This window comes from Empedobacter sp. UBA6305, assembly GCF_002440405.1.
GTDB classification, from domain to species: Bacteria; Bacteroidota; Bacteroidia; order Flavobacteriales; family Weeksellaceae; genus Empedobacter; species Empedobacter falsenii_B.
In genome coordinates, this window is the sequence record NZ_DJTP01000044.1 from 26,338 (window position 1) to 32,870 (window position 6,533).

Below are 6,533 nucleotides of genomic sequence, written 5' to 3' on the forward strand. Positions count from 1 at the left end.
CTATAAATAGGGATATTTTAATTCTAAAATTTTTATCAATTTTGAAAAAGAAATAACAATCTATATTTCAACCACTAAACAACCCAAAATAAGATTACTAACCAATTCTTATTACCTTAACTACATCTATTGAAAAATCGCTTAGTTCTCTACTTAAGCGATTTTTTTTATATTACTAATTAACTAAAAGTCGTGAGCTCTTCCGTCTTTATTTTTGCAAAAAACTGAGAAATAGGAAGGTTAAAATTAGATCAAGTAAGTTTTCAAAACGATTTTTCATCTAAAATGTAAAAAAACAAGTATCCAGAAAGGATTCAACAATTTCTTAAGAAGAAACAGAATTTTTTATCTAGAAGTAAAATTGAAATCAAAAAACCAAACTTTCATAAAAATTTGGCTTATAATTTTATCGAAATAATTCTAAAATTTCGTCTACTGTAACCTTTCCAAAATAATCTGTTACATCAATAGAATTCAGAACTTTTGTAATTTCTTCTTCGTTATGTTTAACACCAATTAGTTTATTTTCTAAACCTTCAATCGGTTCTGAAGCGAAGAAATCACCAAATATTTTAGCTTTTTCAATTATTCCGCCTCGCTCTACATCCAAGTGAACTTCAATAAAACCTGCTGGAATTTTCTTTGCATTTTTGAAATTATATTTTGGTGAAAAACCAAAATTCCAATCCCATGTTTGGTATTTTTCTTCAATCAATTTCGCAATACCATTCAAATCTTCGATTGTTAAATGATAAATTGTCGCTCCTTCATTTGTTTCTAACATTTCATCAATCAACAAAGCTTTCAACTCGTCCGTCGTCATTTCATTTGGAAAATATTCGATCAAATTAATCACACGTGCACGATTAGATTTGATGGCTTTATCCACATATTTTAATGGATTAATTTTTAATGCATCGCCTAAAACTGACATGTCCGAATTAAAAAGTATCGTTCCGTGTTGAATCATTTTTCCATTACGAGCCAATTTTGCATTTCCACTAAACTTTTTACCATCAACTAACAAATCGTTTCTTCCTTCCAATTTTGCAGGAACATTCAAACTATTTAATAATTTGATGATAGGCTCGGTAAATGTTGAAAAATCCATAAAATCATTCTGTCCTAATAATGTGTGAAAAGAAAAATTTAGGTTCCCTAAATCATGATAAACAGCTCCACCACCCGACATGCGACGAACAACTTTGATATTATTCTCAGTCACATAATCCAAGTTAATTTCTGCCAATGTATTCTGAAATTTTCCGACAATTATTGACGGAGCATTGATATACAGCAAAAAAATATCTTCTGTTGGATAGTGGTACAATAAATATTCTTCTAAAGCTATATTGAAATACGCATCATGAGATGGCGAATCGATGATAATCATACAATTTATTTTTGCAAAGTTAGGAAGAAATTTATGGAATGAAAAAGAGACAACTTTCCTAAAAAAGTTGTCTCATCGCATTTATAATATAAACTATTAAAGAGAATATTAAATGTTTGTCATCATCTAAATCCCTGTAAATTTAATTCCTAAACTCATCCAAGTTGTTGGCAACGGAATGGCTCCAGCTTCGTTATACGTAGTATTAAAAATGTTTTGTGCATCAAAATAAATACTCAAATTATTTTTGAATGAATGATTAATTCTTGCATCAGTAATCCAATAAGATTTATATGATTGACGTGTATTATAACGATTCGCTAAACTTAAAGTAGTTCTTCCGATTGCATAATCTATTGTATTGATTAACTGATGTTTTAAACTTTCTATTTTATATTTAGAATTGTATTGATCATCAACATTTTTAAACTCAGGATCAAGATAAGAATAGCTCAAAGAAAATTTCAAACTCTGGTTCGCAGAAAGGTTTGCTAAATATGAAACCTTCGTATTAAATCCATGTGTTCTCAAATCTCCAAAATTTTGCGCTTGCCAAGGTTCATTAGATGTTAAACGTACCCAATCGATAAAATCTGTGATCGAACGATAAAAATAATAGGCATTAAACGTCCAATTTCTTTTGTTGTATTTGAAACCAATTTCTGTTTGAAATGCCTTTTCAGATTCAACATTTGCATTCCCTATATTTCCTGGTCGTTGATCCAAATATAAATCTGTAAACGAAGGAATTCGCTGGCTTGTACCTGCATTTACCATTAATTTCAAGTTCGAATTTACCGCATAACTCGCATCAATTCCTGGAAATGCTTGCCAACCATATTGAGAATTATAGTTAACATACGTTCCTATATTTACATTCAGTTTTGGTGTAACATCCGTTTTATATTCTGCATAAAATCCTATATTATCGCGTGTATGATTTTTGATACTAGTTGATGAAATTTGCTCATTTCGGTATTCAACTCCTATTCCAATTTGATCTTTATTCAATTGATAGGTCGAATTTACTTCTCCCGAAATAGAATTTGAGTAATGCAGAGAACGTGCTTTACTCAAATCATTTTTATAATAGCGATAATCATCAAAATTGTAACGATAACTCACACGTGGTGCTAACGAAATTCGATCCGATAATTTATGTTTTGACTGAATGTTAACTAATGTTGTTTCAATCAATTCTTTCGAATTTTTATCACCAGGCGAAGCATAAAAACCATTTGCTCCAAATCCATTTTTTACATAACCATACGAAGCAACTAAACTATTGGCATCATCAAACTGAAAGTTTCCTTGATAATACAATTTATTGTTCTCGTAAGCCGTATTGTATCGGTATCCATTTCCCCAATCATGGCTCACATACAACTGATGTTGATGCGTATCTTTTGCCAAATTCGCACCAAGTTGCACACCTCTACTTGTGTAGGTGTCACCTGTATCTTCGGTATCTTTCTTAAAATTTGTTCCAAAATAGGTATTCGCATAAACGCCCGTTTTCTTTGGTTGACGCGTGACAATATTAATAACACCTGTCAAACTATTATTTCCGTAAACACGAGCAGCCGGACCACGTACCACTTCAATTCTGTCAATCGCTTCTAGGGGAATGGGAAGATTTAACGCATTATGAGCTGTTTGATGATCCATAATTTTTACTCCATTCAACAAAATCAATGTTTGCTCAAAACTTCCGCCATCCATCGAAATATCAGCTTGCGTTCCAAACGGTCCTCGTTGACGCAAATCTATTCCAGATGCATACTGCAACACATCCTGTAAAGAACGTGCAGGTAATTTGTTTATTTCTGATTTACTTAACACATAAATGTTTCTATTTTCTTTAGAAAGTGGCGTATTCAGACGGTTATCTAAAATAGAAACTTCACCTATTGCAATGGTATCATTCGCATTTTGTGCAAAAATACTTTGTGCAGCTAAACACAATACCATAGTAATCTTCTTCATTTTTGACTAATTATTTAATTAATTGAGTTAAATCTGATGCGAAAGTAGTACCTTTCCGACCTGTCATAATATACCAGTTTACAGATAATGAATAGTCCGGCTGAAATACCATACAAAAGTTTTATCAAAATCGAACGCAATTCGGATACACCGATTTATCTTCAATTAGCGAATCAACTGGCTAAAGCTATACAATTAGGCTATATTCCAAGTGGAACAAAATTACTTGGAACGAGGCAATTAAGTGAGATTTTAACACTTCATCGCAATACAATTGTCAATAGCTTTCAAGAACTTGAAGCCCAAGGTTGGATAGAAATCGTTCCAAATAGAGGAAGTTATGTATTGAGTCACGCCTCTCAACAGTTTCAGAAAACGATTGTTCCAAAACAGTTTTCAATCAATTTGTATCCTGATAGAACGGGTTTTCAATTTGAACAATCGATACTTTTGGATAATCCGTACGAAAATTTTAATCAACGATTATATTTAACAGATGGATCAATCGATCATCGGTTAGCAGAATTAAAACTTCCTGCTAAATTATATTCAGCTATTTTAAAACGAAAAACTTCAATTTCAAAAGTAAATCATTCCAAAAATGATTATTTTTTAAAGAATTTAGCGAATTATCTCAATTTAACACGAGGTTTACATATTTCGAAAGAAAATATTTTGGTAACGAGAAGTTCGGAAATTTCACTTTTTTTAATTGCTGAAATTCTACTAAAACAAAATGATTTTGTCGCTGTCGCAAATTTAAGTTACTATAAAAGTAACATGATTTTTCAGACACAATTTGCTAAAATCAAACAAATAAAAACGGATCAATTTGGAATTGACACCGATGATTTAAGAAGATTATGCGAGCAATTTCCGATACGAATTGTTTACGTTACACCGCATCACCATTATCCTACAACGGTTACATTAAGTTCGCAAAGAAGAGTTGAATTACTACAACTTTCGCAGGAATTTGGTTTTGCAATTGTGGAAGATGATTACGATTTTGATTTCCATTACAGCAATCATCCAATTTTACCTTTGGCAAGTTCGGATCAAAATGGAATGGTTCTTTATACTGGAAAATTTGGTCATTACCTTGCACCAGGTTACCGAATTGGATTTATTGTAGCACCGAAAAATCTAATTCTTGAAGCGAAGAAACACTTATCAATTCTTGATCAACAGGTTGATCCATTTATCGAACAAGTTTTAGGTGAAATGATTAGTGAAGGTGAAATAAATCGAATCTTAAAAAAACATCGTAAAACCTATCGAGAACGACGCGATTATTTTTGTCAGAAATTGAAAACGGAATTAAATGATTTTATCAGTTTTACTAGTCCAAATGGAGGTTTAGCTGTTTGGATTAATTTTAATCAACCTATAAATTTAATGGAATTAAAACGAAATTGTTTAAAAAATGAATTGTTTATTCCACAAACAATTTTATATCAAACCCAACATCAAACTGGAATTCGCCTTGGATTTGCGCATCTAAATTTTGAAGAAATAGATGAAGTAATTTCAATTTTGAAACAAGAAATCACAAAAAAAGCTGAATAAATTTCAGCCTTTATATTTTTATGTAGGATTAATTACAATTAATCTAAAATCAATGTAATAATTAATTCCTATAAAATAAATCAACGCTAAAAAAGCATAAATTATAAATTGTTTTGATAGTCTGATTTTGAATTTTTTTAGCATAATTCCAACCAAAAAATTAAGTATAATCAACTGTAAAACAACTAAAAATGAATACTGAATTATAAAATACATAACACTAGAAAAATTTACAATACGAATTGAACCATAACTTTTGTAGGATTCGTGAAGAAATAATACTAAACAACTTACAAAAGAAACAATAAAACTAAATAGTACAGAAATTAAAAATGTTTTAAGTATTGGTTTCATTATTTTTTATCTCTCAACTTGAATGTCCACGTAAACTGAAACTCTGAAACAATATCTCCTTCCTCGTCTACGCCTCTACTTGTCACATTTAGCGATACACCTTTCTTCGTTTCGATCGCTTCTTTTATAGCTGCGTCTATTTTTTCTCCATCTTCGCAAGTAAACACAATTTTACCAATAGCTTTTTTCAAATACTTCGATTGCATTCCCAAAACCAACATCGATATATCTTCACCTGATTTAGAAATCTTAGCATTTGCCATCAAACCAGAAGAAAATTCTGCTGCCATTCCTTGCACCGCCCAAAACATACTTTTGAACGGATTTTGATTAAGGAATCCATATTTTACTCGTATCGAAACTTTATTTTCTTCCCACGATTCCAAACGAACTCCAGCAATCCACGCAATCGGAATTTGAGTTGTCAGTATATTTTTAAAAAATTCTTTGTTCATATTCTCATTATATCAAAAAGGGTTAATATAATAAAAGTAAATGTTTTATTTGATTTTCTTCAATTATTGAAGAAATTAATTCTAAAGTTATTTATTCATTACGCCTTATTCTACTAGGAGGAGAAGATGCAATTCATCGATATTTAGAGCGCAAAAAAGTAATCAAAAAACTCTTGTCTTTCATTCTCGACTTTAGATTATAAATAATGATATCGTTCTTCTATCACCGTATATCAATCAGGAATAGTAATTCGTCAATTAATTTATTTTTTTACTATTAAAACTCCTCTCTTTGGCAAAAAAAGATGAAAAAAAACATTTTAATTTCCGCGTTTAGTTTATTGACTACTTTCTTGAATGCACAAAATAAAATTGGAGGTCAATTAAAAATGGAATATGTTCCATTTTCCAATTATATACGTCCAATAGATAGTTTAAAAACAGATTCTAAAAGCGATTTCAAAAAAGCAGAAGTGAGTTTGAAAATTCCTTTATATACGAAAGAATTGAAAGATGGAAAATATAGCAACTGGTCTTTGCTATTTAGTACTGCATATGCAAGAATGAACAATAAAAATTATGAAGAACAATTATTTCCTTCAGAAATGTTGAATACTCAAATTGGTTTACAATACTTTTCACCTATTAGTTCTCATGGTCTATTTTGACAATGGCTTCAGTAGGTATTTACACTGATATGGAAAATATATCTACCGATGATATTTTGGGTCAAGGAGGTGTTTTATTTATTAAACATGTCCCGTCCTGAAATAGCG

Annotated in this window: 4 protein-coding genes and 1 pseudogene; 2 read left to right on the forward strand and 3 right to left on the reverse strand. The window is 30.7% G+C overall.

Annotated elements, in window-relative coordinates; genetic code table 11:
- Positions 1 to 406: 406 nt before the first annotated feature.
- Together B3M86_RS11110 and B3M86_RS11115 are read right to left on the reverse strand one after the other, a co-directional pair.
- Positions 407 to 1,393, reverse strand: a complete 987-nt coding sequence (locus B3M86_RS11110; RefSeq protein ID WP_219035158.1) for a lipoate--protein ligase — start codon at positions 1,391 to 1,393, stop codon at positions 407 to 409.
- Positions 1,394 to 1,519: 126 nt separating this feature from the next.
- On the reverse strand, positions 1,520 to 3,379 hold the full coding sequence (locus B3M86_RS11115; protein WP_219035157.1) for a TonB-dependent receptor plug domain-containing protein: 1,860 nt from the start codon (positions 3,377 to 3,379) through the stop codon (positions 1,520 to 1,522).
- A gap of 87 nt (positions 3,380 to 3,466) precedes the next feature.
- On the opposite strand from B3M86_RS11115, the gene B3M86_RS11120 reads away from it, so the two are divergent.
- Positions 3,467 to 4,948: a PLP-dependent aminotransferase family protein gene (locus B3M86_RS11120; protein ID WP_280037794.1), complete on the forward strand. Its 1,482-nt coding sequence runs from the start codon at positions 3,467 to 3,469 to the stop codon at positions 4,946 to 4,948.
- Between the two features lie 353 nt (positions 4,949 to 5,301).
- On the opposite strand, the gene B3M86_RS11125 is transcribed toward B3M86_RS11120, so the two are convergent.
- Positions 5,302 to 5,757, reverse strand: coding sequence for a DUF4442 domain-containing protein (locus B3M86_RS11125; RefSeq protein WP_286496307.1), 456 nt, complete (start codon positions 5,755 to 5,757; stop codon positions 5,302 to 5,304).
- Positions 5,758 to 6,146: 389 nt separating this feature from the next.
- Between B3M86_RS11125 and B3M86_RS11130 the strand changes: the two are divergent.
- Positions 6,147 to 6,526 (forward strand): annotated as a pseudogene (locus B3M86_RS11130) (DUF6268 family outer membrane beta-barrel protein).
- The last annotated feature ends 7 nt before the right edge of the window (positions 6,527 to 6,533 follow it).